Genomic DNA, 24,357 nt, shown 5'->3' with positions numbered 1-24,357 from the left:
CATCAGCACTGCCATCCTCGCTTGACGCGATCGATCGCCAATCTGCAGGCCGCCTTGACCCTGCTGGAGGGATTCTGCGCCCAGGGCCTTCGCCATCTGGTGCTCTGCCCCGGCAGTCGCAGCGGTCCGCTGGCCCATGCCGTCGGTGGGTTGGCCCGCCGTGGTCGCCTGACCTTGATCACCGCCATCGATGAGCGCTCCGCCGCCTTTCATGCCCTGGGCATCGCCGCTGGGAGCGGTCGGGGCGTGGCGGTGATCACCACCTCCGGCACGGCCGTGGCCAATCTGCTGCCGGCGGCGGTGGAGGCGGATCGGTCCTGTTTGCCCTTGCTCTTGCTCAGTGCCGATCGCCCCGAACGGCTCAAGCAGTGCGGTGCCAATCAAACGGTGAATCAGGAGACGTTCCTGCGCAGCGTCTGCCGCTGGATCGGCCACGGCGATCCCGCCGGGATCGATCGGATGGCGCCCAAGGCGCTGCAGGCGCTGGCGGTTCAGGCCTGGGGGGAGGCCCATCGCTGGCCCGGCCCGGTGCACCTCAACCTGCCCTTTGAGGAGCCGCTCCATCCCTCGGCGCAGGAGCAGGACCAGGTCTGGCGGGCCTGGGCGGATGCCTCTGCCGTGGCGGCGTCCGAGCGCCGGTCCGCAGCACCGGCCTTGGACGCCCAGTGCCGCCTCGATCCCGATCGTCCCGGTGTGGTGATCGCCGGACCGTGGCGGGGCCAGCCGCATCAGCATGGAGCCTATTGCCATGCCCTTGGCGCCTGGCAGCAGCGCAGCGGCTGGCCGCTGCTGGTGGATCCCCTCGCCGCCATTCCTGCCGATCTGCCGGGACAGATCCACGCCTGGGATCTCTTGCTTCCCGATGCCCTGCCCCTGCTCGATGGGCTGGAGCCGCGGGACCTGCAGGTGTTGCGGCTCGGCCCGATGCCGGCCAGTCGCAGGCTGGAGCGCTGGCTGCAGTCGCTGGTTGGCCCCCAGGTGGTGATCAGCGAGGGGGAGCGGCGCGGTCTCGATCCGTTGCGGCTGGCCAGCCAGTGGTCTGGAGGTCTGGCTTCGTGGTGGCAGGCCCTGGCCTTGGAGTGTCCTGAGGCTGCAGCGGCTGAGGGCCCCTCCCAGGCGCTGCGCCAGCTCTGGCAGCAGCAGGATCAGGCGCTGCGGACCTGGTTGGAAGCGCAGCTTCCTGCGCGCGGGGCCTTCAGCGAACCGGCCCTGATGTGCGCCTTGCCAACCTTGTTGCCCGCCGACTGCGCCGTGATGCTTGCGGCCAGCAGTCCGGTGCGGGATTGGCAGGCGTTCGCCCTGGCGGAGCGTGGTCGGCATCGCTGCATCAGCTTCCGGGGGGCCTCCGGGATTGATGGCACCTTGTCGTTGGCGCTCGGCCTTGCCCGCGCCCATGGACGCACCCTGCTGCTGACGGGCGATCTCGCCCTGCTGCACGACAGCAACGGTTGGCTGCTCGCCTCGGCGCAGGGTCCGCCTCTTCTGGTGCTGCTGATTGATAACGATGGCGGTGGCATCTTTGCGCAACTGCCGGTGCCGGTGGCTTCAGCGGATCAGTTCGACCAGCTCTTCGCCATGCCCCAGGCCGTCGACCATCTCGCTCTGGCCGCAGCCCATGGGGTGCCTGGTCGTGCGGTGGCCTGCCTCGAGGATCTGGCTGAGGCCCTCGACTGGGGCTGGGCCCAGGGCCGTCCGGCCCTGCTGCGGGTGCGCACCGATCGCGGGCGCGATGCGGCCCTGCGCTTGGCCCTGCGCCGCGCTGTTCAAGCGGGTGATCACCACGCGGGTGATCACAATGACTCCGCCACGGGGTGCCTGCCATGACCGAATGTTCCGCCCGCGCTGTGTTGCCCGGTGCGCCTGTGGTGCTCTGGCAGCCCTGGGGCGACTACAGCGACATCCTGCTCGATCGCTGCAGCGAGGGGATCGCCCGTGTGGCGATCAATCGGCCCCAGAAACGCAACGCCTTCCGGCCGCGCACGGTGGTGGAGCTCTGCGATGCCTTCAGTCGCATCCGCGAAGCCAGCGACATCGGTGTGGTGCTCTTCACCGGCGTCGGGCCGGCTGCCGATGGGGGATTCGCCTTCTGCGCCGGTGGTGATCAGAGCGTGCGTGGCGATGGCGGTTACCTCGATGACGACGGCCTGCCCCGCCTCAATGTGCTCGACCTGCAGCGCATCATCCGCAGCCTGCCCAAGGTGGTGATCGCCCTGGTGGCGGGCTATGCCATCGGCGGCGGCCAGGTGTTGCATCTGCTCTGTGATCTCAGCCTGGCGGCGGAGAACGCCGTGTTTGGGCAGACGGGCCCGAAGGTGGGCAGCTTCGATGGCGGCTTCGGTGCCGGCTATCTCGCCCGGCTGGTGGGGCAACGCAAGGCCCGGGAGATCTGGTTTCTCTGCCGTCAATACGGCGCTGAGGACGCCCTGGCGATGGGGCTGGTGAACCAGGTGGTGCCTCTGGAGCAGCTGGAGGCTGAGGGGGTTCGCTGGGCCCGGGAGGTGCTGCAGCACAGCCCCACCGCCATTCGCTGCCTCAAGGCTGCCTTCAATGCCGAAACCGACGGCATGGCCGGGATCCAGGAGCTGGCCGGTCAGGCCACCCACCTCTTCTATCGGACCGCCGAGGGCCAGGAGGGGCGCAATGCCTTCCTGGAGAAGCGCCGTCCTGATTTCTCGTCATCCCCCTGGTTGCCATAGCTAAAGAAGGTGCGGCCTCGCCATCGCTGTTGACTGTGTTGTTGGCTGTTTCTCTGTCGCGTTTCCGCAGCGCACGTCTCCTGTCGCTTGCCATGGCATTGGGCCTGTTGCTGGTCTCCCCCTGCCAGGCCATGGTTCCCGAACCGGCCAGGGTGGAGGGCGAAATCGGCGGTGCTGAATCGTCGCCTTCAGCCCCGCCCGCAGATCGAGCCGCCGATCCGATTCCGCCTTTGGCCCAGCCGATCTCGGAGCAGGAGTCGCTGGCGCGGATCCCTCCCGATCTGTTTCAGACGGTGGGTGTGCAGCTGGTGCTCGACCGCACCCATCGCCAGCTGATGGTGCTGAAGGATGGCGAGCTGACCCATCGCTTCCCTGCGGCGGTGGGCACGGTGGGCTGGGAGACGCCCGCCGGCCGCCATCGGGTGCTCGAAAAGGTGTCTGAGCCGATCTGGGTGCACCCCGTGACCGGTGAACGGATCGGCCAGGGGGAGCGCAATCCCCTCGGATCCCGCTGGATCGGCTTCTATCGCGATTGCAAGGGCCGCAATGGCTGGGATGGTGAGCAATACCTCGATATCGATGGCTGCACCGTCGCCGGTTTCCATGGCACCCCCTACCGCTGGACCGTCGGCCGGGCTGTGTCCCATGGCTGCGTGCGTCTCTATGAGGAAAACGTGCAGGAGGTGTTCGACCTGGTGCGACTGGGCACCCCGGTCACGGTGATTCCCTGAACCGGCACCGATTCCCCTTAAAGTCGCGGCGCCTTCCTGGGGCCTCCCCGTCCATGCGCATCCTGTTCGCTGCTGCCGAGTGCGCCCCGATGGTCAAGGTGGGTGGCATGGGCGATGTGGTGGGGTCCCTGCCGCCGGCCCTGGCAAAGCTCGGCCACGATGTGCGCCTGATCATGCCGGGCTACGGCAAGCTCTGGAGCCGTCTGCAGATCCCCGACGAGCCGATCTGGCGGGCCCAGACCATGGGCACCGAGTTTGCCGTGTTCGAAACACGCCATCCCAGCAACGGCATGACCATCTATCTGGTGGGTCATCCGGTGTTTGATCCGGAACGGATCTACGGCGGTGAAGACGAAGACTGGCGCTTCACCTTCTTCGCCAGCGCGGCGGCAGAGTTCGCCTGGAATGTGTGGAAGCCCCAGGTGCTGCACTGCCATGACTGGCATACGGGCATGATTCCGGTGTGGATGCATCAAGACCCTGAGATCAGCACGGTCTTCACGATCCACAACCTCAAATACCAGGGCCCCTGGCGCTGGAAGCTCGATCGGATGACCTGGTGCCCCTGGTACATGCAGGGAGATCACACGATGGCGGCGGCGCTGCTGTACGCCGATCGGGTCAACGCCGTGTCGCCTACCTATGCCAGTGAGATCCGCACGGCCGAATATGGCGAACAACTGGAGGGCCTGCTCAATTACATCTCGGGCAAGCTGCGCGGCATCCTCAATGGCCTCGATCTGGAGGCCTGGGATCCAGCCACCGACCGCACCCTGCCGGCCAACTTCAGTGCCGACGACCTCTCCGGTCGGGCCGAGAACAAGCGGGTGCTGCAGGAGCGGATGGGGCTGACGCTCAATCCCGACACCTTCCTGCTCGGCATGGTGAGTCGGCTGGTGGATCAGAAGGGCGTGGATCTGCTGCTGCAGGTGGCCGACCGGCTGCTCGCTTACACCGACACCCAGATCGTGGTGCTCGGCACCGGCGATCGGGGGCTGGAATCCGGGCTCTGGCAGCTGGCCTCGCGCCATCCCGGCCGGGTCGCCGTGTTCCTCACCTACGACGATGCCCTGTCGCGGTTGATCTACGCCGGCAGTGACGCCTTCCTGATGCCGAGCCGCTTCGAGCCCTGTGGAATCAGTCAGCTGATGGCGATGCGCTACGGCTGCGTGCCGGTGGTGCGCAAGGTGGGTGGCCTGGTCGACACGGTGCCGCCCCACGATCCCGCCCACCACAGCGGCACGGGATTCTGTTTCGATCGCTTCGAACCGGTCGATTTCTACACCGCCCTGGTGCGGGCCTGGGAGGCCTACCGCCATCAGGAGAGCTGGCGGGAGCTGCAGCTGCGCGGCATGGGGCAGGACTACAGCTGGGATCGCTCCGCCCTCGCCTACGACCAGATGTACCGCGATGTCTGTGGTCTCAAGGAGCCGAGTCCGGATGCGGCGGCCGTGGAACGGTTCTCCCAGGGCCAGGACGCCGATCCCAGCCGGATGGACCCCTCAGCACTTCAGCCTGCGGAGGAGCATCAGGTGGCTGTCGAGCCCACCCCTTCAGCGCCAGGCCCTGCGGCTGCTCCGGTGCAACGGCGCAATCCCCTGGCTCGCCTGCTCGGCCGCTCCCGCTCCTGACCCTGAATGGCGGATCGATCCGATCGTTCCGATCCAGGCGTCCAGGAGAGCGGTTCGCTTCCGGCTCCCTATGCCAACCCCTGGTCGTCGTTAGCCCAGGATCTCCGCGCTGTGGCTGCCGATCTGCGCCTGCGTCTGCAGGAGCTGTGGCGTCGCAACCGCGAGGGTGATCTCTCCACGCCGGGGTTCTGGCCCCGGGATCTGGCGCCGCTCTTCTGGCCTCTGGTGCTTGTGCTGCCTGCCCTGCTGCTTGCTGCGGGAGTGATGCAGTGGCAGCGGCTGCACCCCGAGCCACCCCCACCCCCATCTCCCCAGGTGGAGCAGCTCACCACCACGCCCCTGCCTGAGGCCCGGCTACTGCCGGACCAGCCGGCCACGGAGCCAGCCCCTGAGCCAGCACCGGAGCCAGCGCCTGAGCCGGAAGCTGCGTTGCCGCGCCTCGACCCTCTGTTGCAGTTCCTCGCCGCTGACGATTCCGATGGGCTGATTCTTGCCGCCGAACCCCAACTGAACCGCAACAGCGTGCGCCTGCTCGTGTCGGACGACTGGCTGGCTTGGCCCCAAGCCCGTCGCCAGGCGCTGGCCGAGAGCTGGTGGGAGCGGCTTGAGGCCGAGGGATTCAGCGCCCTCACGATCGAATCGTCTGATCAGCGCCTCCTGGCCAGGACAGCCCGGGTTGGCAACGGCATGATCCTGTTCAACGTCGACAACCGCTGACCGTGCTGACACTGAGGCAACTGATCGAGATCTGGGGCGATCCGGTGGGATTGCAGCATCCAGACCTGCTGGATCAGCCCCTGGGCCCGGTCTGCACCGACAGCCGCCAGCTCGTGGCCGGCGCCTTTTTCGTGCCCCTGGTGGGCGAGCGTTTTGATGGCCATCGCTTCCTGGTAGAAGCCGCCGCTCGCCCGGCCCAGGCCGCCGTGGTGGCGACCGCTTGGAGCGACCCCGTGCCGCCTGGGCTGCTCCATTGGCGCGTCAACGACACCCTGGAGGCTTACCAGATGCTGGCCCGCGCCCATCGCCGCCAGCTCCCGTGCCCGGTGGTGGCGGTGACAGGGTCCGCAGGCAAAACCACCACCCGGGAGCTGATCCGCGCCGCCTTGGCGCCCCTGGGTGTCGTGCAGGCGAGCAGCGGCAACAACAACAACGACGTCGGCGTGCCGCTCACCGTGCTCGGTGTGGGCCCGGAGCATGGCGCTGCCGTGATCGAGATGGGCATGCGCGGCCCCGGTGAGATCGCCCGGCTTTCCCGATGCGCCGAACCGCAGATCGCGGTGATCACCAACATCGGCACGGCTCATATCGGTCGTCTCGGCAGTCGGGAAGCGATCGCTGCCGCCAAATGTGAGATCACCGCGTCGTTGGCGGCCGATGGCCTGGTGGTGATTCCTGCCGGTGATCCCCTGCTGGAGGCGGCCCTGGCGCAGTGCTGGGCCGGTCGGGTGCGGCGTGTGGCGCTGGAGGGGGATGCTCTCGAGTCGGTGCGGCCCGAGGCGCCGGTGGATCGCCTCGGTGTCGTCGATGTCTGCGCCGGGGTGCTGCGGCTCGAGGGCCTCGCGATCCGTCTGCCGCTGGAGGGGCGCCATAACGCCCGCAATCTGTTGCTGGCGCTCACGGTGGCGCAGGAGCTCGGCGTGCCGTTGGCGCAGCTTCAGGATCTGAAGGTTGCCGTTCCCGGCGGGCGCAATCGCCGCATCGAGCTGGCCGGCATCCAGGTGCTCGATGAGACCTACAACGCCTCACCGGAGGCGGTGTTCGCCGCCCTGGAGTTGTTGGCGCACCAGGCTGGGCGGCGCTTTGCGGTGCTGGGCGCCATGCTTGAGCTGGGTGACCAGAGCGTGGCGCTGCATCGGCAGGTGGCGGAGCGGGCAGTGGCCTGCGGGCTCGATGGTCTGGTGCTGGTGATGGCGGGAGCGGAAGCCGACGCCATGGCCGAGGCCGCTGCGCCCCTCCCCCGTCTTCAGCGGGTCGACACCCCCGAGCAGGCCGTGCCGGTTCTGGCGGCCTGGCTTCAGTCGGGTGACACGCTCCTGCTCAAAGCCAGTCGCGGTGTGGCCCTGGAGCGCCTACTGCCGGAGCTCGGCCGGGCCCTGGCCTGATCAGGCTTCGGGCTTGGGGCCCTGCCAGTGTTCCTTGATCAGTTGTTTGGCGCGGCCCAGGGCCAGGGCGCCATCGGGCACATCTTTGGTGATGGTGGAGCCGGCCCCGATCGTCACCGCTTGGCCAATGGTCACCGGGGCCACGATCACGGAATTGGCGCCGGTTTTGCTGCCATCGCCGATCACGGTGCGGTGTTTGTTGACGCCGTCGTAATTGGCGGTGATGGTGCCTGCCCCCACATTCACATCCCGGCCCAGTTCGGCATCGCCGATGTAGCTGAGGTGATTCACCTTGCTGCCGCTGCCCAGCACACTCTTTTTCACCTCCACGAAGTTGCCGATCCGGCACTGATCGCCGATCTCCGCGGCCGGCCTGAGGTGGGCGAAGGGGCCGATCGCCACCCCATCGCCCGCGGTGGCTCCGCGCACCACCGACTGCAGCACGGTCACATCGCACCCCAAAACCGCATCCTCCAGCAAACTTCCCGGTCCGAGTCGACAGTTGTCGCCGATCCGGCAGCGTCCACGCAGATGGGTCTGCGGTTCGATCACCACGTCTCTGCCGAAGTGGCACTCCTCACTCAGGGTGCAGCTGGCGGGATCGATGAAGGTGACGCCTTCCGCCATCCAGTGCTGCCGCAGGCGCTCCTGCAGCAGCCCTTCGCATTGGGCCAGCTGTTGCCGGTTGTTGATGCCGTTCACCTCAGCGGGATCGGCCACCTCCACATGCATGGCCTTCTCGAGCATCGCCACGGTGTCGGTGAGGTAGAGCTCTCCCTGGTCGTTGTCGGTGCTGAGTTGCGGCAACACCCGCGCCAGCTGTCGCCAGTTGAAGCAGTAGATCCCCGCATTGGTGAGCGTGTTGCGCCGTTGCTCCTCGCTGCAGTCGCGATGCTCGATGATGCCGCTCACCTGGCCCTGGGCATCGGCGAACACCCGGCCATAGCCGGTCGGGTCGGCAAGCCGGGCCGTGAGCAGGGTCACATCGGCACCACTGCTGCGATGGGTCGCCACCAGCTGTTCCACGGTGTCCTGCCGCAGCAGGGGCACATCGCCGTTGAGCACCAGCAGGTCGCCGTCGAAGTCGCTGAGCGGTTCCAGCAGTTGTTGCACGGCGTGGCCGGTGCCGTTCTGGGGCTGCTGCAGCACGAAGTCGAGCCCTTCCACATGGCTCAGTTGTTGCTCCACCCGCTCCGCCTGGTGGCCCACGATCAGCAGCCGTCGCTCCGGCTGCAGGCGGCGGGCACTGGCCAGCACCCGCTCCACCAGAGTGGCGCCGGCCAGGGGCTGGAGCACCTTGGGCAGGGCGCTTTTCATCCGGGTGCCTTTTCCGGCGGCCAGAACGGCAACGGCGAGCATGCGCGGCAGGCGAGTCGGCCGGAATCTACCGGGAGAGTCCGCTGCTCTTGCCGATGCTGGTGCCGATCCAGCGCCGTTGCCAGGCGCTGGTGCTCTCCAGGGCGCAGCGCTGCTGTTCCTCGTCTCGACGTTGGCGGATCGTCGTGGCTGCGTCCTGTTGGTGGGGATCCCGGTAGGGGATGGCGGCGCGGGTGTGCAGGTGCTCCTCCTCCATGGCGCTCAGCGGTTGCCAGCCCGGCCCATGCTCCGGTAGGGGGTCCACCGGGTTCGGTCGCTGGGCCAGCGTCCCCGAGCTCCATTCCTGGCGTTGGCCCGGTGCCGGCAGCAGTGAGCGCAACGCCAGCCCGGCCCGGCGCAGGCTGGCTCGCACCGCCGCTGCCCGTGAGTAGGTGAGCAGGCGACCGCCGGGGGCCAGGCGCTGCGCCAGAGCGCTGAGGAACTCCTCGCTCCAGAGCTCGGGGCAGCGGCTGGGGGAGAAGGCATCGTGGAGGATCAGGTCGAAGCGACTGTGCGCCGGCAGCTGCGTCAGGGTCTGGCGCGCGTCCCCCCACAGGAGCGTGCCCGCACTGCCGCTGTCCTGCCAGGTGCCCTGGTGCTGCAGCGCCTCAAGTCGCCGCAGCACCGGCTCGGGCCAGAGCCTGCGGAAGGATGGCTGCGCCAGTGCCAGCTCCAGAGGGCGGCGATCCAGCTCCAGCCCCCACCAGGCGAGCCTGGGCTGGTTGAGCTCTGTCATCAAGGCGGCGCTGTTGTAGCCGAGCCCCACGCACACATCGAGCACCCGCAGGGTGGATTTGGGCCCGAAGCGCTGCAGTTCAGCCGGCTGGGCGAACTTTGCCCTGGCTTCCGCCAGCGCTCCGGCAGAACTGTGGAAGGCCTCCTGGAAAAGGCTGCTGTGCAGGCTGAGGCTGCCGTCCGCTGTGTTCAGGGGGGTCAGCGACCCGAGCGGATGGCCGCTGGGTTCGGCGCCGGACCCTTCAGGAGCGCAGTCGCTCAAAGTCGCTCCAGAAACCGGGATAGCTCACGGCGGCGGCTTCGCTGCGGGCCAGCGTGGAGTCTCCCTCCGCCAGCATCGCCGCCACCGCCAGGCTCATCGCCACTCGATGGTCGGTTTCGCTGTCGAGGGCGGCCCCGCGCAGAGGATGGCCGCCATGGATGGTGAGGCCATCGTCGTGTTCGTCGATCGAGGCTCCCATCGCCTTGAGTTGGCGTGCCATCACCGCCAGCCGGTCGGTTTCCTTCACCCGCAGCTCGGAGGCGCCGCTGATGCGGCTGACGCCATCGCAGAAGCAGGCCGCCACGGCCAGGATCGGCACCTCATCCACCAGTCGGGGCATGATCTCTTCGCCGAAGTTGAAGGGTTGGAGCGGCCCCTGACGCACGCGCAGGTCGCCGACGGGCTCGCCGGCCACATCCCGTCGGTTCAACACCTCGATCCGCGCCTGCATCTGCTCCAGCACCGCCAACACCCCGGTGCGGGTGGGATTGAGCCCCACATTTTCGATCGTGAGATCCGCGCCCGGCACCAGAGCACCGGCCACCAGCCAGAAGGCCGCTGAGCTGATGTCTCCAGGCACCACCACGTGCTGACCGCGCAGGTTGGCGCCAGGCCGCACCGTGATGTGGCGTCCCATCTCGCCACCCACCTCAAGATCAGCGCCGAAGGCGCGCAGCATCCGTTCGCTGTGGTCACGGGAATGGGCCGGTTCGATCACGGTGCTCGGCCCTTTGGCGGTGAGGGCAGCGAGCAGCAGCGCTGATTTCACCTGGGCGCTGGCCACCGGCGTGCCCACCACGGCGCCATGGAGCGGTTGGCCCTGCACGGCGAGGGGGGCGAAGTTGCCGCCGTTGCGTCCGCGCACCTCCGCTCCCATCAGGGCCAGAGGCTGCCCGACCCGTTGCATCGGTCGCCGGCGCAGGGAGGCATCGCCACTGAGCACGAAGTGCCTGCCCTCGCGACCGGCCAGCAGACCGAGCATCAAGCGCATGGTGGTGCCGGAATTGCCGCAGTCGAGCACTTCGGATGGTTCCTGCAGGCCATCAAGCCCCACGCCCTGCACTTCGATCACCGCTCCGGCCTCGATCGGGCTGATCACCGCCCCCATCGCCCGCAGGCAGGCGGCGGTGCTGATCGGATCCTCGGCCGGCAGCAAGCCTTCAATGGTGGTGGTGCCTTCGGCGATCGCACCGAAGAGCAGGGCCCGGTGGGAAATCGATTTATCGCCCGGCACCCGGACCCGTCCGCCCAGTCGTCCGCCCGCCTTCAGGTCACGGGGAGAGCCAGTGGTTCCGGACACGGTGGGTCACCCCCCTTGAGATGGAGCCGATCCTATGGGTCGGTTCTGCAGAAACCGGTCGAGCACGTAGCCGAACAGGGCCGGGTCGGGGTCATGGCTGTCGATGTCCGCCAGGCCGAGTTCCTCCATCCGGGCGCTCACCCGCTGTTCCAGCTCCACCGGCCGGCTCAGCGGTTCGCCCCAGTCGTGGTTCTTCTCCGGGCCGATCTTGGTGGTGGCATCGATCGCCATCCGCCCCCCGAGGCCCAGCTGTTCGCTGGCGAAATCGAGGCTGTCGAAGGGGGTGTTCTCGAGCACGAACAGATCCCGCTGGGGATCCACCTGGGCGGCGATCGCCCAGATCACCTGGCGCGGATCGCGCACATTGATCTGCTGATCCACCACCACCACGAATTTGGTGTAGGTGAACTGGGGCAGGGCGCTCCAGAAGGCCATCGCCGCGCGTTTCGCCTGGCCCGGGTAGGCCTTGTCGATGGAGATCACCGCCAGCTTGTAGCTGAGGGCCTCCATCGGCAGGAAGAAATCTCTGATCTCCGGAATCTGCTGGCGCAGGATCGGCGTGTAGATGCGGTTGAGGGCGATGGCCAGCATCGCCTCCTCCTTGGGTGGTCTGCCGCTGAAGGTGGTGAGCAGGATCGGGTCGCGCCGTTGCGTGATGCAGTGAAAGCGCACCAGCGGCGAATCCTCGATGCCGCCGTAAAAGCCCATGTGATCACCGAAGGGGCCGTCAGGGCTGACTTCTCCAGGGGTGATCGTGCCCTCCAGCACGATTTCGCTGTGGCTCGGCACCTTCAGATCGAGGGTTTTGCACGGGGCCAGCCGCACCCCTTCACCGGCGTACAGCCCGGCGAACAACCATTCGCTCAGTTGCACCGGAATCGGCGTGGCGGCCGCCATCACCAGCAGCGGGTGCACCCCGATTGCCACAGCCACCTCGAGCTTCTGGCCAAGAGCCGCCGCCTTGCGCAGGTGGCGGGCGCCGCCGCGCACGCTCAACCAATGCACGGTCATCGTGTTGATCGATTGCTTCTGCAGGCGATACACCCCCACATTCGGCACACCGGTTTCCGGATCCTTCGTGATCACCAGGCCGAGGGTGATCACGCCGCCCGCATCCCCCGGCCAGGGGCGGATCAGCGGCAGGGCGTCGAGATTGACTGCATCGCCCATCACCACCCGCTGGCGGCAGGGGGGGGTGAGGTCGCGGTCGGGCACCGCCTTCACCAGATCCCAGAACACGCGGGCAAAGGCCTTGGTCTCCTTCAGGCCTTTCGGAGGTTTGGGCTGCTGGAGCAGGGCCAGGCGGGAGCCGAGATCCTCCAGCTGCTCAGCCCGCTCCAGCCCCATGCTCCACACCACCCGCTCCACGGTGCCGAGCAGATTCACGGCCACGGGCATCGAGGAGCCGATCACGTTCTCAAAAAGCAGCGCCGGGCCACCGGCAGCCAGCACCCGATCGGCGATCGCAGCCAGCTCCAGATCGGGGTCCACCGCCGCGGTGATCCGCCGCAACTGGCCCCGCTCCTCCAGGAGCTGCAGGAAGCCTCTTAGGTCGCGGGTCGCCGGTCCGGAGCGAAACAGGGCCATGGAGCAGACGGTGGCGGATCGGGCGATCCCGGTACTGTGACGCACCCGCCGGATCGCCGTGGCCCTGCAGATTGCCTATTTCCACGTTGCCAACGACGTGCCGGAGGCTGCTTCTCCTGATGCAGGCTGTCCTGATGCAGGCTGTCCTGATGCAGCGGTCGTGATCGATGTGCTGCGGGCCACCACCACGATCGCCTGGGCCCTCCACAACGGGGCGGAGGCGGTGCAGACCTTCAGTGATCTCGATGCCTTGCGGGCCGCGGCGGCGGTCTGGCCGGAAGGATCCCGACTGCTGGTGGGCGAACGGGGCGGCCAGAAGCTCGATGGCTTTGATCTGGGCAACTCTCCGGTGGCCGTGGTGCCGGAGTTGGTCCAGGGCAAACGCTTGTTCATGAGCACCACGAACGGCACCCGCTCGCTGCAGCGGGTGCGCGATGTGTCACGGGTGTTCACCGCGGCCCTGCCCAATCGCCAGGCTGTGGCGGAGCGGTTGTTGCAGGAGCCGTTGGAGCAGCTGTGGATCGTGGGCAGTGGCTGGGAGGGGGCCTATTCCCTGGAGGATTCCCTTGCCGCCGGCGCCCTCGCCGCGCTGTTGATCGCCCAGGGAGCCCAGGTCGCCAACGATGAATTGGAGGCGGCTCTGGCGCTCTGGCAGCGCTGGCAGGCCGACCCTGAAGCCTGTCTGCGCACCGCCAGCCATGGTCAACGTCTGATCGGGCTCGGCGATCACGACGCCGATTTCCGCTGCTGCGCTGGTCTGGATCAGCTGCGTGTGGTGCCGACCCAGGTGGAGCCGGGTGTGCTCCGGGCGGTGGTGCTCACCAACTAATTTTTGCCGCCCAGGGGGATCCCCTTACGATCAGGCCTTTCTCGACCTTCCGTGAGCGACTTCCTGGCGGCGGCTGTGCAACTCACGAGCGGCTCTGATCCAGAGGCCAACTTGGCGGCGGCGGAAGAACAGATCGATCTGGCGGCCCGACGCGGTGCCGAGCTGGTGGGCCTACCCGAAAATTTCGCCTACATGGGCGACGATCCGCGCCGCCTCGAACTGGCCCCCACCCTCGCGGAGCAGTGCGAGCGCTTCCTGGTCACCATGGCCTGTCGCTACCAGCTGGCCATCCTCGGCGGCGGTTTTCCAGTGCCGGTCGGCGACGGCCAGCACACCTATCAACGGGCCCAGCTGGTGGGCCGCGATGGCCAGCTGCTGGCGAGCTACGACAAGATTCACCTCTTTGATGTGGATCTGCCGGACGGCAGTACCTACCGGGAATCCGCCAGCTTCAGTCCGGGCCACAACCATCCACCGGTTGTCACCATCCCCGGTCTCTGCCGGGTGGGGGTGTCCATTTGCTACGACCTGCGCTTCCCTGAGCTCTACCGCCATCTCGTCGGTGATGGAGCCGAGGTGTTGATGATCCCAGCCGCCTTCACTGCCTTCACCGGGAAGGATCACTGGCAGGTTCTGCTGCAGGCCCGGGCAATCGAGAACACGGCCTATGTGTTGGCACCGGCTCAGACGGGGCTCCACTACGGCCGGCGTCAGACCCATGGTCACGCCATGGTGATCGACCCCTGGGGCACGGTGCTCGCCGATGCCGGCGTTGCGCCCGGTGCTGCCATCGCCCCGATCGATCCCGACCACCTGAAGCGGATCCGCGGCCAGATGCCCAGCCTTGAACATCGCCGGCCCGCGCTGTTCTGAGCCCATGCGCCCGGTCCGTCCCCGTCCCCTGGCGCTGGCGAGCCTGGCGCTTGTGCAGCTGTCGGCTTTGCTGTTGGCTCTGCCGGCGCGAGCGGTCAGCGCCCTGGCCGCCTGGTCGTTCAATCGCGAGGGTGTTCTCGAGCTGCGCACCGCCACCGGTGCCCGCCTGGAAGCTTTTTTTGAAGCCGGCGATCGCCGGCAGGGCCCGCGGGTGTGGATTGATTTTCCCGGCGAGCTCAGTCGGGCGCGCAGTCTGGCCGGCAGTGGGGCCTTGCGGGAGGTGCGACTCGGCAAGCCCACCCCGGGCACCACCCGGCTGGTGCTCGAGTTCCAGCCCGGTGTTGATCTCGACCCCGGTCGCCTCAAGCTGGTGGGCACGGCCGCCGACCGCTGGAAACTGGTGTTCTCCGATCTGCCCACGCGAGGACTGCGGGCGATCGGAGAGGGCGACCTCACCGCCCGCTCCGGGGGCTGGACGCCGGGGGTGCGCATCACCCCTACGCGCACACCGATCAATGCCTCCGGCCTGCCCGATGTGCCGCGGGGTCGGTATCGGGTCGTGATCGATCCCGGTCATGGCGGTCCTGATCCCGGAGCGGTGGGAATCGGCGGGCTGCGCGAGACCGACGTGGTGCTGGATATTTCCCTGCAGGTGGCCCAGCTGCTGGAGGCCAAGGGGGTGCAGGTCACGATGACGCGCACGGCGGATGTGGATGTCGATCTGCCGCCCCGCGTGGCGATCGCCAACCGCATCGGTGCCACCGCCTTCGTGAGCATTCACGCCAATGCGATCAGCATGTCGCGCCCGGAGGTGAACGGGATCGAGACCTTCTATTTCTCCGACCCCCGCTCGGCTCGGCTGGCCTCGCGCATTCAGCAGCAGGTGCTCAATGTCTCGCCGGGCAGTCCCGATCGCGGCGTGCGTCGCGGTCGCTTCTTTGTGATCCGCCGCACCACCATGCCTTCGGTGCTGGTGGAAACCGGTTTTGTCACCGGGGAGATCGATGCGCCCCGGCTGGCGAATGCGAGCCATCGCCGTCGCCTGGCGCTCGCCATCGCTGCCGGCATCCTCGAGTACCTCCAGGGGGTGCGGTGAGCGTTTGTCTCGGACTGTTCGACAGCGGCGTCGGTGGCCTCACCGTGCTCCGCAGCGTGTTGCATCGCCATGGACCGGTTCCCTGCGTGTATCTCGGCGACACCGCCCGGGTGCCCTACGGCAGTCGCGCGCCCTCCGAGATCCGCTCGATCGCCGCGGAGGTGGTGGCCTGGCTTCGATCCCAGCAGGTGTCCACCGTGGTGATGGCCTGCAACACCACCAATGCCCTCGCCCGTGATGTGGCGGAGGGCCAGGCGGGGGTGCCGGTGGTGGGCCTGATCGGTGCAGCAGCGGCTCTGGTGCGGGAGTCCCGCGTCGGGGTGCTGGCCACGCCGGCCACGGTGGCCTCCGGTGCCTATCGGGAAAGCATCGAGGCGCTCCATCCCGGTTCACTGGTGGTGCAGCAGGCCTGCCCGGAGTTCGTGCCCCGGATCGAAGCCGGTGATCTCAGCAGCCCGGCCCTGCGCCAGATCGCCCAGCTGTATCTCACGCCCCTGCTGGAGGCGTCGGTGCAATCGGTGATCCTGGGTTGCACCCATTATCCCTTGCTGCAACCGCTGCTGCAGAGCCTGCTGCCGCCCGATGTGCGGCTGATCGATCCAGCGGAAGGGGTGGCGCGCCAGCTCGATGCCCTGCTCGGCACACCCCGGGAGGGCCGACCGGACCAACCCCTCTCCCTGGCGACCACCCGCCTGTGTGTCACCGCCGATCCCGAAGGCTTTGCCTGCCGGGCCACTCCCTGGCTGGGGGAGAGGCCGCTCGTGGAGCTGGTGGAGCTGCGCTGAGCCTTCAGCGTTCATCGGCTCGCTGCCCCTAGGATCGCTGCGCCGAGGGGAGTCATGAGCACCGTTACAGAGTTGCTGCAGCCGGTTGAGCAGGATCTCGAAGCGCTCCTGAGCGATCTGCGCAGCCTGATCGGTGCCGGTCATCCGATCCTGCAGGCAGCGGCCGAACATCTCTTCAGTGCGGGTGGCAAGCGGCTGCGGCCGGGCATCGTGTTGTTGATCTCCCGTGCTCTCTCCCCCAGCGGCGACCTGACGGCGCGTCATCGGCGGCTGGCGGAGATCACGGAAATGATTCACACCGCCTCGTTGGTGCACGACGACGTGGTCGATGAGGCGGCCACACGCCGGGGTGTGGCCACAGTGCACAGCCGCTTCAACCATCGGGTGGCGGTGTTGGCCGGGGATTTTCTCTTCGCCCAGGCCAGTTGGCACCTGGCCAACCTGGATGACCTGGAGGTGGTGAAACTGCTCAGCCGGGTGATCATGGACCTGGCGGATGGAGAGGTGAAGCAGGGTCTGTTTCGCTACGACACCGGTCAGACCTTCGCTACCTATCTCGAAAAGAGCTACTGCAAAACGGCATCCCTGATTGCCAACAGCGCCAAAGCCGCCGGGGTGTTGAGTGGTGAGAGCCCCGATCACCTGCAGGCTCTGTATCACTACGGCCGCCAGCTCGGCCTCGCCTTCCAGGTGGTGGATGACATCCTCGATTTCACCGGCAGCGATCAGCAGCTCGGCAAACCAGCCGCCAGTGATCTGGCCAGTGGCTATCTCACCGCCCCTGCCCTCTATGCACTCGAGGAGCAGCACACCCTGGCGGGCCTGATCGAGCGGGAATTCAGTGGCGATGGCGATCTGGAGCAGGCCCTCGAGCTCGTGCGCGCCTCCAGCGCCATTCCGCGCACCCGGGAGCTGGCCGAAACCTTCGCCCGCGAAGCCCGGGAGGCCCTGGCCTGGTTACCCGAGTCGCCCAGTCGCCGGGCTCTGCTCGATCTGCCCGACTTCGTGCTCGGCCGTCTCTACTGATCTGCTGGTGGTCTGGCCTCAGGCCCCCGCAAGCAGCCGCAGGTCCTGTTGCACCTGGTCCAGCCGCTGAATCAGGGTCCAGTTCCCCTTGGGCAACTGCTCGAGGGGGAGGCCATCGCCTTCGCCCTCGCTCTCGAGAATCCACACCCGGCACCCCGCCGCCAGGGCTGCCGTTGCACCGGCGAGGGAGTCTTCCAGGGCCCAGCAGGACGCTGGATCAACGCCCAGTCGGGCCGCGGCGAGCCGGAAGGGATCAGCGGCCGGTTTCCCCTGCGCCAGCTCCGGGTCATCCCCCAGCACCCGCGTCTGGATCAGCTCCAGCCAGGGATGGGGCGCACTTTTGCGTTGCACCGCTTCCTCGGCACTGCTGGTGACCAGCGCCATCGGAATCGCCAGCTCGCTGCAGCAGCGCAGCAACGCTTCCGCCCCTGGCATCGCTGGCGCCGCTGCGAGCAACTGCCGGGAGATCGGTTGCTGCACCGCGAGCAGCTTCTCGACGCTCAGCGGGGTGGCGCTCTGCGGGCTGGCATTGGCGGCCTGGAGCCAGCTGATCACCTGGGCGGCGCAGTCCTGGCGACGCCGTCCCCGCAGCTGACGCCGTTGGCTTGGGCTGAGCTGGCCGCCGAACTGGGCCGCCGCCCGGGTCCAGGCCTGGCCATGCAGGGGCTCGGTGTCGAGCAGCAGGCCATCCAGATCAAACAGACAGGCGGCGGGGGCGGGCATGGTCCGTGGTGATCGGATGCATTTGAACAAGCGTGTCACCCCGCCCTGACGGGTGGCCCCGACTGGCTTGAATGCGGCCATTGCCCCAGTGAGCTTCGTTGATGGCTTCCGATCCCTCCACCACGATCGAATCGGTACTGCATGAGCAGCGGGTGTTCGAGCCACCGGCGGCGCTGGCGGCTGGGGCCCGGATCGACAGCCTGGAGTCGTATCGCACCATGGCCGAGGCAGCCTTGGCGGATCCCGATCGCTTCTGGGGTGAGGCAGCCCGGCGGGAACTGCATTGGTTCGAGCCCTTTCACACCGTGCTCGATTGGCGGGATCCTCCCTTTGCCCGCTGGTTCGAAGGCGGCACCACCAACCTCGCTTACAACTGCCTGGATCGCCATCTGGAGGGGCCTACAGCGGAGAAAACGGCCCTGATCTGGGAGGGCGAACCGGGTGATGTGCGTCGTTTCAGCTACCGGGAGCTCCATGCCGAGGTGTGCAAGGCCGCCAATGCCCTGAAGGCCATGGGCATCGGCAAGGGGGATCTGGTGGCGCTCTATATGCCGATGGTGCCGGAGGCGGCGATCGCGATGCTGGCCTGCGCCCGCATCGGCGCCCCCCATTCGGTGGTGTTCGGCGGCTTTTCGGCCGAGGCCCTGCGCGATCGTCTCATTGATGGGGAGGCGAAGGCGGTGATCACCGCCGATGGCGGGTTCCGCAAGGACAAGCCGGTGTCGCTGAAGCCTGCCGTCGATGCGGCCCTCGACGACGGCGCCTGCCCCAGCGTCACGTCAGTTCTGGTGGTGCGCCGCACCGAGCAACCGGTGGCGATGGTGGAGGGTCGCGATCGCTGGTGGCACGAGCTGGTGGAGGGCCAGAGCCCCGAGTGCCCGGCGGAGCCGATGGCCAGCGAAGATCGCCTCTTTGTGCTCTACACCTCCGGTTCCACCGGCAAACCCAAGGGTGTGGTGCACACCACCGCCGGTTACAACCTCTGGGCCCATCTCACCTTCCAGTGGATCTTCGACATCAAGGACGACGACATCTACTGGTGCACCGCCGATGTGGGCTGGATCACCGGCCACAGCTACATCGTTTACGGCCCGCTCTCCAACGGGGCCACCACCGTGATGTATGAGGGGGCGCCCCGGCCGAGCAAGCCCGGTGCCTTCTGGGAGCTGATCCAGAAGCACGGCGTCACGATCTTCTACACGGCCCCCACGGCGATCCGCGCCTTCATGAAGAGCGGTCGCGCCGTGCCCGATCAATACGACATGAGCAGCCTGCGTCTGCTCGGCACGGTCGGTGAGCCGATCAACCCCGAGGCCTGGATGTGGTACCGCGAGGTGATCGGTGGCAACCGCTGCCCGATCGTGGACACCTGGTGGCAGACCGAAACCGGTGGCGTGATGATCAGCCCGCTGCCGGGCGCCACCCCCACCAAGCCCGGTTCCGCCACCCTGCCATTGCCGGGGATCGCTGCCGATGTGGTGGATGCTGAGGGCCGCAGTGTCGGCGCCGATGAAGGCGGCTACCTGGTGGTGCGTCGCCCCTGGCCCGGGATGATGCGCACTGTGCACGGCAACCCCCAGCGCTTCCGCGAGAGCTACTGGGAGCACATCCGCCCCGCCGATGGCTCCTGCATTTACTTCGCCGGTGATGGCGCCCGCCGCGATGCCGATGGTTATTTCTGGGTGATGGGACGGGTCGATGACGTGATCAATGTCTCCGGTCACCGTCTCGGCACCATGGAGATCGAGTCAGCGCTCGTCAGCCACCCCGCCGTTGCTGAAGCGGCGGTGGTCGGGCGTCCCGATCCGCTCAAGGGGGAGGGCATCGTCGCCTTCGTCACCCTGGAGGCCGATCGCGACCCCAGCGAGGCCTTGGTGGCTGAGTTGCGTGCCCATGTGGGCCAGGAGATCGGTCCGATCGCCAAGCCCGATGAGATCCGCTGCAGCGATGCCCTGCCCAAGACCCGCAGTGGCAAGATCATGCGGCGCATCCTTCGCTCGCTTGCGGCAGGTCAGGAGGTGAGCGGTGACACAAGCACCCTGGAGGATCGCTCCGTGCTGGATCGGCTGCGGGCCTGATCGGCTGAGTGCCAGCTCGCCTGGGGGCTTCAGGGTGCCCAGGCCACCAGGGCCTCGATCAGTTGTCGCAGCCTGCGACTGCGTTTGGGATCATCGGCCCAGTCGCCCAGCAGGCCCTGGCGCAGTCCGGCACTCGCCGGCGTCAGGTGATCGCCCTCCATCGGCAACCAGGTGCTCTGGTCGCCGGCACGGCTCTGGAGGCAGGCGAGCAGCGCTGCGCTTTGATCGAGGCTGTCGGTGCCGAAGCGCACCACCAGGTTGCGGGCCGGCAGGTAGTGGCGTGCGATCAGGCGCAGGGTTTCCTCCGGGCTGGGGCTGAACTCCGTGCTCACTCCCAGGCTCGGTGCCAGGGTGCCGAGCAGGGGGATCGAGCGATCGGCCGCGAAGTTGTTGAAGCTGAGGGCGGCGAGACCGCTGCTGTTGCGACCGCCATCCGGAGCCAGCAGGTGCAGTTTGCAGCCGAGGCTGTGACCGAGCCGGAGCGACGGGGGCAGCTCACCCACCCGCTGGATCAGGATGCTGCGGCAGCTCCGGAAGGCATCCCAGGCCTGCCTGGCCTGCAGCTGGTGGTCGAAGGCCGGCACGTAGCTCCAGGCGTGAATCGCCCAGCCCTGCTGCGCGAGCCCTTCCAGCAAGCGCCTGTAACTGATCTGGGGCGTCGCCGCCAGGTAGCTGCCGCCGATGAACTCCACCAGAGCGCGGGGTTGGGCGGGCCAGAGACACCAGCAGTCGCCCGATCGTCGCCAGCGGCTCATGCCCCTCCCTGAAGGCCCTGGAGGATCCGTAGCGCCTCGTTCACATGGGCGGGGCCATCGAGCAGGTTGTTGAACACATGGCGAATCGTGCCGGAGCCATCGATCACGTAGGTGACCCGCGATGGCAGAAGGCCAAGGGTTTTGGGCACGCCGAAGGCGCGGCGCAGGCCCTGGTCGCGATCGCTCAGCAAGGGAAAGGGCAGCTGGTGCCGCTCAGCGAAACGCCGATGACTGACGATGTCATCCCCGCTCACCCCCCACACCTCCGCGCCCTGGGCCTGCAGCTCGCTGTAGTTGTCCCGGAACCCGCAGGCCTCGGCGGTGCATCCCGGCGTCTCATCCTTGGGATAGAAAAACAGCACCAGGCAACGTCCCTCCAGGGCGTTGCTGTCGCGCAGCACGCCGTTCTGATCCTCCAACCGGATTGCTGGGGCTGAATCGCCGACGCCAAGGGCCATGGGGGATTGCACGGATCGGCCCCGCACCCTAGGGGGCGCTGGCGAACGATTGGAGAATGGGGGCAGTCGAGGCTGAAGGGATGGAGAGCGGGGCTGGCGCATCGCAATTGAATCTGCTCTCGGGCTTCTCCGAGGCGATGCCTGCGGAGCCGATCCCGGCGGCGCTGCCAACGCCTGCTCCTGCCGATGCTGATCCGCGCACCCTCCTGATCCTCGACACGGAGACCAGCGGTCTCGACCCTGAACAGGATCAATGCCTGGAGGTGGGGGCCATTCTCTTCGATGTGCCGGAGCGGGAGGTGTTGGTGCAGCAGTCGTTTCTGCTGCCGGTTGAACACAATCCAGCCCAGGCGATCAACCACATCGCCGCCAGCGCCACCCGCTGTCCCCAGCCCTGGCGCGAGGGGCTGCGCTATCTCCAGGCTCTGATGGACACAGCGGATCTGCTCGTCGCCCATCACGCAGCCTTTGATCGGCAGTGGTTCGGTCGTGGCCATCTGCCCGCGGCCCGGGCCGCCTGGCTCTGCACCATGGACGACATCCGCTGGCCCGCCGAGCTGCAGCTGCGCCCCCGGCCTTCGGTGCGCGACCTTGCCCTGGCCCACGGCATTCCGGTCTGGGCCGTGCACCGCGCCCTGGCGGATTGTGTTTATATCGCGGAGGTGTTCAAACGCCGCGATGATCTGGAGGTTCTGATTCGGCTCGGGCTGGAACCGAGGCTGCTGATGCGCGCCCAGGTGTCGTTTGAGCAGCGCCATCTGGCCCGGGAGGCGGGATTCCGCTGGAACGATCCGGTGGCCGGGGCCTGGACCCGCCGCCTCAGTGCTCGGGAAGCCCAGGCGCTGGATTTCCCGGTGGTGCCCCTCGAGGTCTCCGAGCCTCTGGCCTCCTGAAGCGGGTGCACGACAGGATTTGCTTCAGCAGTCTGAAAGGACACCGATGGTTTGCGCCGGATCGCTGTGCCGCGAGCAGCCTGAAGGCATGGTTGCTCACGTCTCACCTTCACCCTGCACTCGCCTGCGCCATTGGCAGCAGGTGCGCACCTGGGCCCGGCTGATCCGGGAGGCCGAAGCGCTCTGGCATGTGGATGTGCGAGAGCTGAAGCGCCTCGGTGCCCTGGAACTGTCGCAGTTGCTCGAGGAGGTGCCTCCGACACAACGACATCGGGTCAATCGCTGGTTGCAGCGTTATGCCGTGGCGACGCGGTTGCAGGATCGCGCTTTGGTATCGCAGCAAACAGATTCATGGGGGAGGTGTGAATAAAAAAGGCGCAACTTCCCCCTCGCAGGCCGCCAATAGGCCAACTCCTTAACCTGTCGCTAACGACTAATTCGCTTGCGTTTGGCTACTCATAGGTCGCCGATCTCCCTATGGCTTCCCATGAGCTTCGCCAAGAAGGCTCTCCTGTTCTCCTCCGTGCTCGCTCTTGGAGCCGGTGTTTCCGCTTCCGCTGCCGATCGTCTCAACGGTGCCGGTGCTTCCTTCCCCGCCAAGATTTATCAGCGTTGGTTTGCTGAACTGGCCAAATCTGGTGGCCCCCAGGTGAACTATCAGGCCGTGGGCTCCGGTTCCGGCCGCAAGGCGTTCATTGACCAGACCGTCAACTTCGGTGCCTCCGATGATCCGATGAAAGCGGCCGACATGGCCAAGGTGAAGCGCGGTGTGGTGCAGATCCCCATGGTGGGTGGCACGATCGCCTTCGGTTACAACAAGCCCGGCTGCAACCTGAAGCTCACCCAGAAGCAGGCCGTGCAGGTCGCCATGGGCAAGATCACCGACTGGAAGCAGGTCGGCTGCGCCGCTGGCCCGATCACCTGGGTGCATCGTTCTGATGGTTCCGGCACCACCAAGGCGTTCACCGCTTCTCTGGCTGCCTTCTCTCCCGAGTGGACCCTCGGCGCCGGTAAGTCCGTGAAGTGGCCCGGTAAGAACGCTGTGGGTGCCAAGGGCAACTCCGGTGTGGCCGGCGTCATCCAGAGCAAAGTGGGCGCCATCGGCTACGTGAACCAGTCCTACATCAAGGGCAACGTCAAGGCCGCTGCCGTCCAGAACAAGTCTGGTGAGTATGTGAAGCCCAGCTTCACCTCCGGTGCCAAAGCCCTGAACGGCATCAAGCTCGATGCCAACCTGGCTGGCTCCAATCCCAATCCCTCCGCCAAGGGTGCCTATCCCATCGCCACCCTCACCTGGGTGCTGGCCTACAAGACCGGCAACGGCAAGAACACCAACGCCATCAAGAAGACCTTCAACTTCATGCTGAGCGATAAGGCTCAGAACCAGGCCGATGATCTGGGTTTCGTTCCTCTCAAGGGCGGCATCCTCAGCAAGGCCCGCGCTGCTGTGAACAAGATCGGCAGCTGAGCGCCTGCCTGAATCGCTTCACCGCTGTGGTGATGCGAGATTTGATTCGGAGGGGTCCGTCAGGACCCCTTTTTTCTTGGTTGTTAGCAGCCACTTAGGCCACTCTTAATAGCCTCACTTCCTGCCCTTTGCCTGCAGGGCATGTGGCGCTCCATACAGTTGGAACGTACCGACAGACACCTGCCATGGTTGCCGTTCCCTCCCGCGACAGTGCTCGCCGTCGAGACGGCTTCCGTGATCTGCTCGAGGCGAATTATCAGAAACGCAATCTGGTGCATCTCTCGGCCGGCAGTGTGGTGCCCCTCCTGAAAAACAACCTTTGGTTGGTGGTGCGCGGCATGGTGAAGCTCGGCGCTGTGTCGGTGCATGGCGATGAGCTGCTGCTGGGTCTCGCGGGCCCTAATGAGCCCTTCGGTGAGCCCCTGAGCACGGTGGAGGCCTATGAGGCCGTCACGCTCACCGACTGCGATCTGCTCTGTTTAACGATGGCTGAGGTGGAGCAGTCACCCGCGCTGGCGACGGCGATGTTGGAGGCGATTGCCGTGCGTTACCGCCAGGCTGAATACCTGTTGTCGCTGCTGGGGTTACGTCGGGTCGAGGAGCGGGTGCGCGGTTTTCTCGAATTGCTTGCTCAGGATTACGGCCAGGTCTGTGAAGACGGTCTGCGCCTCAATCTGCGCCTGACCCATCAGGAGATGGCCAGTGCCCTCAGCACCACCCGGGTGACCGTGACCCGGGTGATCGGTCTGTTGCGGGATGAAGGCTGGTTGAAGATCGATGATCAGCGTCATCTGGTGATCAGCCACCTGCCCCGGCGTTGACCCTCCATCAACAAAAAAAGCCCCTCCATGGAGGGGCTTTGTGTTGGGGTGACGATGGAAAGAAATCGGAGCGGCGGGATTTGAACCCACGACCCCCACTACCCCAAAGTGGTGCGCTACCAAGCTGCGCTACGCCCCGTCAGATGCAAGTT

At 67.0% G+C, this 24,357-nt stretch carries 23 protein-coding genes and 1 tRNA gene; 16 read left to right on the top strand and 8 right to left on the bottom strand.

What is annotated here, in order from left to right; genetic code table 11:
• The first annotated feature begins 21 nt into the window (after positions 1 to 21).
• The 6 genes from menD (at position 22) to murF (ending at position 7,160) form a co-directional block, all read left to right on the top strand.
• Complete coding sequence (menD, locus tag SynRS9909_RS08330) at positions 22 to 1,824, top strand: 2-succinyl-5-enolpyruvyl-6-hydroxy-3-cyclohexene-1-carboxylic-acid synthase (RefSeq protein WP_007102217.1); 1,803 nt, start codon at positions 22 to 24, stop codon at positions 1,822 to 1,824.
• A complete protein-coding gene (gene menB / locus SynRS9909_RS08325) occupies positions 1,821 to 2,696 on the top strand; it encodes a 1,4-dihydroxy-2-naphthoyl-CoA synthase (protein WP_007102218.1) in 876 nt (291 codons plus the stop codon). Before menD ends, menB begins: the two co-directional genes overlap by 4 nt.
• 131 nt (positions 2,697 to 2,827) lie before the next feature.
• Positions 2,828 to 3,427: a L,D-transpeptidase gene (locus SynRS9909_RS08320; protein ID WP_186593839.1), complete on the top strand. Its 600-nt coding sequence runs from the start codon at positions 2,828 to 2,830 to the stop codon at positions 3,425 to 3,427.
• A gap of 53 nt (positions 3,428 to 3,480) precedes the next feature.
• Positions 3,481 to 5,058: a glycogen synthase GlgA gene (glgA, locus tag SynRS9909_RS08315; protein ID WP_007102220.1), complete on the top strand. Its 1,578-nt coding sequence runs from the start codon at positions 3,481 to 3,483 to the stop codon at positions 5,056 to 5,058.
• Between the two features lie 6 nt (positions 5,059 to 5,064).
• Positions 5,065 to 5,775: a hypothetical protein gene (locus tag SynRS9909_RS08310; RefSeq protein ID WP_007102221.1), complete on the top strand. Its 711-nt coding sequence runs from the start codon at positions 5,065 to 5,067 to the stop codon at positions 5,773 to 5,775.
• 2 nt (positions 5,776 to 5,777) lie between these two features.
• Entirely contained in the window at positions 5,778 to 7,160 is a 1,383-nt protein-coding gene (gene murF / locus SynRS9909_RS08305; protein ID WP_007102222.1) for a UDP-N-acetylmuramoyl-tripeptide--D-alanyl-D-alanine ligase, read from the top strand.
• On the opposite strand, the gene glmU is transcribed toward murF, so the two are convergent.
• The 4 genes from glmU to SynRS9909_RS08285 are packed head-to-tail and all read right to left on the bottom strand — an operon-like array spanning position 7,161 to position 12,400.
• A complete protein-coding gene (glmU, locus tag SynRS9909_RS08300) occupies positions 7,161 to 8,519 on the bottom strand; it encodes a bifunctional UDP-N-acetylglucosamine diphosphorylase/glucosamine-1-phosphate N-acetyltransferase GlmU (RefSeq protein WP_007102223.1) in 1,359 nt (452 codons plus the stop codon).
• Positions 8,520 to 8,544: 25 nt separating this feature from the next.
• Positions 8,545 to 9,513 carry a tRNA (5-methylaminomethyl-2-thiouridine)(34)-methyltransferase MnmD gene (locus SynRS9909_RS08295; protein ID WP_007102224.1) on the bottom strand — a complete coding sequence of 323 codons (969 nt, stop codon included), beginning with the start codon at positions 9,511 to 9,513 and terminating at the stop codon, positions 8,545 to 8,547.
• Positions 9,494 to 10,813, bottom strand: a complete 1,320-nt coding sequence (gene aroA / locus SynRS9909_RS08290; protein ID WP_007102225.1) for a 3-phosphoshikimate 1-carboxyvinyltransferase — start codon at positions 10,811 to 10,813, stop codon at positions 9,494 to 9,496. The genes SynRS9909_RS08295 and aroA overlap by 20 nt, the downstream gene beginning before the upstream one ends.
• 6 nt (positions 10,814 to 10,819) lie before the next feature.
• Positions 10,820 to 12,400 (bottom strand): UbiD family decarboxylase, encoded by a 1,581-nt coding sequence (locus tag SynRS9909_RS08285; RefSeq protein WP_007102226.1) that lies wholly within the window; start codon positions 12,398 to 12,400, stop codon positions 10,820 to 10,822.
• A gap of 64 nt (positions 12,401 to 12,464) precedes the next feature.
• Between SynRS9909_RS08285 and SynRS9909_RS08280 the strand changes: the two genes are divergently transcribed.
• The 5 genes from SynRS9909_RS08280 to sds are packed head-to-tail and all read left to right on the top strand — an operon-like array spanning position 12,465 to position 17,009.
• Positions 12,465 to 13,229, top strand: coding sequence for a 2-phosphosulfolactate phosphatase family protein (locus SynRS9909_RS08280; protein ID WP_038001957.1), 765 nt, complete (start codon positions 12,465 to 12,467; stop codon positions 13,227 to 13,229).
• Positions 13,230 to 13,280: 51 nt separating this feature from the next.
• Positions 13,281 to 14,102 carry a carbon-nitrogen hydrolase family protein gene (locus SynRS9909_RS08275; protein WP_007102228.1) on the top strand — a complete coding sequence of 274 codons (822 nt, stop codon included), beginning with the start codon at positions 13,281 to 13,283 and terminating at the stop codon, positions 14,100 to 14,102.
• 4 nt (positions 14,103 to 14,106) lie between these two features.
• The gene (locus SynRS9909_RS08270; RefSeq protein ID WP_007102229.1) at positions 14,107 to 15,198 is read left to right on the top strand and encodes an N-acetylmuramoyl-L-alanine amidase; all 1,092 of its coding nucleotides are present in this window, start codon (positions 14,107 to 14,109) and stop codon (positions 15,196 to 15,198) included.
• On the top strand, positions 15,195 to 15,983 hold the full coding sequence (murI, locus tag SynRS9909_RS08265) for a glutamate racemase (RefSeq protein ID WP_007102230.1): 789 nt from the start codon (positions 15,195 to 15,197) through the stop codon (positions 15,981 to 15,983). The genes SynRS9909_RS08270 and murI overlap by 4 nt, the downstream gene beginning before the upstream one ends.
• A 54-nt stretch (positions 15,984 to 16,037) precedes the next feature.
• Positions 16,038 to 17,009, top strand: coding sequence for a solanesyl diphosphate synthase (sds, locus tag SynRS9909_RS08260; RefSeq protein WP_007102231.1), 972 nt, complete (start codon positions 16,038 to 16,040; stop codon positions 17,007 to 17,009).
• A gap of 18 nt (positions 17,010 to 17,027) precedes the next feature.
• On the opposite strand, the gene SynRS9909_RS08255 is transcribed toward sds, so the two are convergent.
• On the bottom strand, positions 17,028 to 17,732 hold the full coding sequence (locus SynRS9909_RS08255; protein WP_007102232.1) for an HAD family phosphatase: 705 nt from the start codon (positions 17,730 to 17,732) through the stop codon (positions 17,028 to 17,030).
• Between the two features lie 101 nt (positions 17,733 to 17,833).
• Between SynRS9909_RS08255 and acs the strand changes: the two genes are divergently transcribed.
• Positions 17,834 to 19,810, top strand: coding sequence for an acetate--CoA ligase (gene acs, locus SynRS9909_RS08250; RefSeq protein ID WP_007102233.1), 1,977 nt, complete (start codon positions 17,834 to 17,836; stop codon positions 19,808 to 19,810).
• Between the two features lie 29 nt (positions 19,811 to 19,839).
• Here the strand turns inward: acs and SynRS9909_RS08245 are convergent, their stop codons facing one another.
• Together SynRS9909_RS08245 and SynRS9909_RS08240 are read right to left on the bottom strand one after the other, a co-directional pair.
• A complete protein-coding gene (locus SynRS9909_RS08245) occupies positions 19,840 to 20,565 on the bottom strand; it encodes a DUF1350 family protein (protein WP_007102234.1) in 726 nt (241 codons plus the stop codon).
• Positions 20,562 to 21,023 (bottom strand): peroxiredoxin, encoded by a 462-nt coding sequence (locus SynRS9909_RS08240; RefSeq protein WP_007102235.1) that lies wholly within the window; start codon positions 21,021 to 21,023, stop codon positions 20,562 to 20,564. Before SynRS9909_RS08240 ends, SynRS9909_RS08245 begins: the two co-directional genes overlap by 4 nt.
• An 80-nt stretch (positions 21,024 to 21,103) precedes the next feature.
• Here SynRS9909_RS08240 and SynRS9909_RS08235 point away from each other — a divergent pair, with 80 nt between their 5' ends.
• The 4 genes from SynRS9909_RS08235 to SynRS9909_RS08220 all read left to right on the top strand — a co-directional run bounded on the left by SynRS9909_RS08235 (position 21,104) and on the right by SynRS9909_RS08220 (position 24,205).
• Positions 21,104 to 21,916 carry a 3'-5' exonuclease gene (locus SynRS9909_RS08235; protein ID WP_038001279.1) on the top strand — a complete coding sequence of 271 codons (813 nt, stop codon included), beginning with the start codon at positions 21,104 to 21,106 and terminating at the stop codon, positions 21,914 to 21,916.
• A gap of 88 nt (positions 21,917 to 22,004) precedes the next feature.
• The gene (locus SynRS9909_RS08230; protein WP_007102237.1) at positions 22,005 to 22,286 is read left to right on the top strand and encodes a hypothetical protein; all 282 of its coding nucleotides are present in this window, start codon (positions 22,005 to 22,007) and stop codon (positions 22,284 to 22,286) included.
• A 117-nt stretch (positions 22,287 to 22,403) separates the two neighbouring features.
• Positions 22,404 to 23,384 (top strand): phosphate ABC transporter substrate-binding protein PstS, encoded by a 981-nt coding sequence (pstS, locus tag SynRS9909_RS08225; RefSeq protein ID WP_007102238.1) that lies wholly within the window; start codon positions 22,404 to 22,406, stop codon positions 23,382 to 23,384.
• Between the two features lie 185 nt (positions 23,385 to 23,569).
• A complete protein-coding gene (locus tag SynRS9909_RS08220) occupies positions 23,570 to 24,205 on the top strand; it encodes a Crp/Fnr family transcriptional regulator (protein ID WP_007102239.1) in 636 nt (211 codons plus the stop codon).
• Between the two features lie 65 nt (positions 24,206 to 24,270).
• Here the strand turns inward: SynRS9909_RS08220 and SynRS9909_RS08215 are convergent.
• Positions 24,271 to 24,344: transfer RNA gene (locus SynRS9909_RS08215), tRNA-Pro, on the bottom strand.
• Positions 24,345 to 24,357 lie beyond the last annotated feature (13 nt).

Source organism: Synechococcus sp. RS9909 (assembly GCF_014279595.1).
Taxonomy (GTDB): Bacteria; Cyanobacteriota; Cyanobacteriia; order PCC-6307; family Cyanobiaceae; genus Synechococcus_C.
Note: the sequence above shows the minus strand (reverse complement) of the source record. Positions and strands in the feature narration are given on the sequence as shown.